The following is a 3,895-nucleotide window of genomic DNA, read 5'->3' as shown; positions in this document are numbered from 1 at the left end:
CTCCAGGGCCATGGGCCCGCTCCTCGCCGGCGGCAGCCCCGAGCAGCGCATCGCCGGGGCCGGCTGGCCCCTGGTTGGCGCGCCGCGCCGACAGGGCCCTGGGGGGGGGGGCGGCCGCGCCGGGGGGGGCGGGGGGGGCCACGCGGCCCACCGGGGGGGGTGGGGCGCGGGGCCGGTCGACGGCCCGGCACTGTTCCTGCAGGGCACCATCCTGCTCGCCTCGATCGTCGCGGTCTTCACCTTCGCCGAGCGGCGCCTGGACCCGGCCGCCCACGGCAACCGGGTGGACTCCTTCGCCGCCCAGGCGGCGTCCGTACCGGGCAGCGACAGCGAGAAGGCCGCCGTCAAGGCGGGCTTCACCACCACCGAGGTCTTCCCGCTGGCCCTGTTCGCGATCTCCGGCATGCTGATCTTCCCGGCGGCCGACGACCTGCTGACGCTGTTCGTGGCCCTGGAGGTCTTCTCCCTCCCGCTGTACCTGCTCTGCGCCGTCGCCCGCCGCCAGCGGCTGATGTCGCAGGAGGCCGCGGTCAAGTACTTCCTGCTCGGCGCCTTCTCCTCGGCGTTCCTCCTCTTCGGCATCGCCCTGGTCTACGGGTACGCGGGCTCGGTCTCGTACGCGGCCATCGCCGACGTCGTCGACGGCACGGTCACGAAGATCGACCCCGCGCTCGCCGACACCATGGGCAACGACGTGCTGCTGCTCATCGGCGGGGCGCTGATCCTGATGGGCCTGCTCTTCAAGGTCGGCGCGGTCCCCTTCCACATGTGGACCCCGGACGTCTACCAGGGAGCCCCGACCCCGGTCACGGGCTTCATGGCGGCCGCGACGAAGGTCGCCGCGTTCGGCGCGCTGCTGCGCCTCCTGTACGTCGTCCTCCCCGGCCTGCGGTGGGACTGGCGGCCGGTGATGTGGGGCGTGGCGATCGTGACCATGCTGGCCGGTGCGGTGATCGCGGTGACCCAGACCGACGTCAAGCGCCTGCTGGCCTACTCGTCGATCGCGCACGCCGGGTTCATCCTGGCCGGTGTGATCGCCACGTCGGCGCAGGGAGTCCAGTCCGTCCTCTTCTACCTGGGCGCGTACTCGTTCGTGACGATCGGCGCGTTCGCCGTGGTCACGCTGGTGCGGGACGCGGGCGGCGAGGCCACCCACCTGTCCAAGTGGGCGGGCCTGGGCCGCCGTTCCCCGCTGACGGCGGCGGTCTTCGCGGTGTTCCTGCTGGCCTTCGCCGGCATCCCGCTGACATCCGGCTTCTCCGGCAAGTTCGCCGTGTTCCGGGCGGCGGCGGAGGGCGGCGCGGGCGTGCTGGTCGTGGTCGGTGTCCTCTCCTCCGCGATCGCCGCGTTCTTCTACATCCGGGTGATCGTGCTGATGTTCTTCAGCGAGCCGAAGGCGGACGGCCCGACGGTGGCCGTCCCGTCACCGCTGACGATGACCACGATCGCGGTCGGCGTGGCCGTCACCCTGGTCCTGGGCGTGGCCCCGCAGTACTTCCTGGACCTGGCGGGCCAGGCGAGCACGTTCGTCCGCTGACGCCCACGGCACGACTGGGCCCGGCTCCCGATGGGGGCCGGGCCAGTCGTGTGCAGCCCTCTGGCCGGTGCTGCGATGCTCCGAGGTGATCTCGGTGAGACCGAGGTCGACGCGGAAGGGGACGGCCACCTTCAGACGGTCGTGGCCAGCGCCCGCACCGCGTGGACCCGCACCTCCGGGTCGGGGTCCGCGAGGTGCTCCGCGTACAGGCCGCCGTCGCCGAGCCGCAGCGCGCGCAGGGCCTCCAGGGCGGTCGCGCGCACCACCGGGTCCGCTACGGCGAGCGCCGCGCGCAGGGCGGCCCCGAGCTCCGGGTCACCCGGCAGGACCTCCGGCAGCTCCCGCAGCGAGCCCGCGGCGGCCGCCCGTACGGCGCGCTCCGCATCGCCGAGGCGGGCCGCGAGCGCCGGGCCCGCCCCCGCGGGGACGGTCTCGCCGATCGCGGCCACGGCGCCGGCCCGCACCGCAGGATCGGCGTCGGTGAGGTACGGGCGCAGGGCCCTGTTGCGCCACCGCCCGCCCTCAGCCGCAGGGCTGTGACCTGCTACGACAGCGGGGTGGCGGAAAGCTCCGCCACCCCGGTGCGCTCGTTCGTCCCGAGGGACGGACTAGCGGGATCCCACAATGCGGCCGGTGACCTCGCCGAGGCCGACGCGGGTGCCCTCGGGGCCCGGCGCCCAGGCGGTGAGGGTGACGGTGTCGCCGTCCTCCAGGAAGGTGCGCTTGCCGTCGGCGAGCTCGATGGCGTCGCGGCCGTTCCACGTCAGCTCCAGCAGCGAGCCGCGCTGGGCGACCTCGGGGCCGCTGACCGTGCCGGATCCGTAGACGTCGCCGGTGCGCAGGGAGGCGCCGTTGACGGTCATGTGCGCGAGCTGCTGGGCGGCGGTCCAGTACATCGTCGCGAACGGCGGCTGCGCCACCTCCTGCCCGTTGATGGAGACGGTGATGTGCAGGTCGAAGCCGCCGGGCCGGTCGGCGTCGGCGTCGTCGAGGTAGGGCAGCAGCGGGAAGTCGCGGGCGGGCGGGGTGACCCGGGCCGCGTCCAGGGCCTCCAGCGGGGTGACCCAGGCGGAGACGGAGGTGGCGAAGGACTTGCCGAGGAAGGGGCCCAGCGGCACGTACTCCCAGGCCTGGATGTCGCGCGCCGACCAGTCGTTGAGCAGGAACAGTCCGAAGACGTGGTCCTCGAACTCGGCCAGCGGCACCGGGCGGCCCAGCTCGGAGGGGGTGCCGACGACGAAGCCGACCTCCGCCTCGATGTCGAGCTTGACCGACGGGCCGAAGACGGGCACCGGATCGGCGGGGGCCTTGCGCTGCCCCGAGGGGCGCACGACGTCGGTGCCGGAGACGACGATCGTGCCGGAGCGGCCGTGGTAACCGATCGGCAGGTGCTTCCAGTTGGGCGTCAGGGCGTCACCGTCCGGGCGGAACATCCTGCCGACGTTGGTGGCGTGGTGCTCGCTCGCGTAGAAGTCGACGTAGTCGGCGACCTCGTAGGGCAGGTGCAGGGTGACGGCGTCGAGCGGGTGCAGGTGCGGCTCGACGGTCTCCCGGTGGCCGGGGTTGGTCACCCAGGCGGTCAGCGCGCGGCGCACGTCGCGCCAGGCGGTGCGGCCGGCGGCCAGCAGCGGGTTGAGCGAGGACTGCCCGAGGAGCGCCGCGTACGGGGAACCGAGCGCGACCGCGGCCGCCCCGGCGTCGAGCACGTGTCCGCCGATGCGCACACCGATGCGACGGCGCGGATCCCCGGAAGGGGAGAAGACGCCGTACGGGAGGTTGTGCGGCCCGAACGGGTCGCCCTCGGGGACATCGAGGGGGCTCTGCTGGGGCATGGGGTACTGCCTCGCTTTCGACGCGGTCCGGGGGTATCCCGGTGGCTGGTTGATACGTTACGTGCCCAGTGGGGCCTGTGGGAGGCCGGATTCGGGCGCTATTTGTAGGACTTGTCCAATGGGGTCCGTATCCTTGCGCCGTGAACTCCGCCCCGCTTTCGGCCCTCCCTTTTTCTCTCATCGCCACTGACCTGGACGGGACCCTGCTGCGCGCCGGAGACACCGTCTCCGCCCGCTCGTACGCGGCGCTCGCGACGGCGCGCGCCGCCGGCGCCCAACACATCATCGTCACCGGACGCCCCGTCCCACAGGTCCGGCACGTGCTGGACGACCTCGGCTACACAGGGCTTGCAGTGTGCGGGCAGGGCGCGCAGGTGTACGACACGGCGCGCGGCCGCCTGCTGCACTCCGTGGAGATGGACCGGGAGCTGGCCGAGGTGGCGCTCGGGAAGATCGAGGCGGAGATCGGAGAGGTCTACGCGGCCGTCGACGGGGAGGGGGTGGACGCCGAGATGCTGATGGCGCC

The 3,895-nt window shown here is 73.4% G+C and carries 4 protein-coding genes; 2 read left to right on the top strand and 2 right to left on the bottom strand.

Annotation, left to right across the window (positions count from 1 at the left end; all coding sequences use genetic code 11):
• Positions 1-10: 10 nt before the first annotated feature.
• Positions 11-1,537, top strand: coding sequence for an NADH-quinone oxidoreductase subunit NuoN (nuoN, locus tag ACFXA3_RS37935; RefSeq protein WP_385195085.1), 1,527 nt, complete (start codon positions 11-13; stop codon positions 1,535-1,537).
• Positions 1,538-1,668: 131 nt separating this feature from the next.
• Here nuoN and ACFXA3_RS37930 read toward each other — a convergent pair whose 3' ends face one another.
• Together ACFXA3_RS37930 and fahA are read right to left on the bottom strand one after the other, a co-directional pair.
• A complete protein-coding gene (locus ACFXA3_RS37930; RefSeq protein ID WP_385195082.1) occupies positions 1,669-2,034 on the bottom strand; it encodes a HEAT repeat domain-containing protein in 366 nt (121 codons plus the stop codon).
• Between the two features lie 111 nt (positions 2,035-2,145).
• Complete coding sequence (gene fahA / locus ACFXA3_RS37925) at positions 2,146-3,369, bottom strand: fumarylacetoacetase (RefSeq protein WP_385195080.1); 1,224 nt, start codon at positions 3,367-3,369, stop codon at positions 2,146-2,148.
• A gap of 140 nt (positions 3,370-3,509) precedes the next feature.
• On the opposite strand from fahA, the gene ACFXA3_RS37920 reads away from it, so the two are divergent.
• Positions 3,510-3,895: HAD family hydrolase (locus ACFXA3_RS37920; RefSeq protein WP_385195077.1), on the top strand; the 386-nt coding region annotated here is incomplete at its 3' end.

This window comes from Streptomyces sp. NPDC059456 (genome assembly GCF_042750055.1).
Taxonomy (GTDB): domain Bacteria; phylum Actinomycetota; class Actinomycetes; order Streptomycetales; family Streptomycetaceae; genus Streptomyces.
The sequence above is the reverse complement of the archived record's forward strand: the minus strand, read 5'-3'. Positions and strand labels throughout refer to the sequence as shown.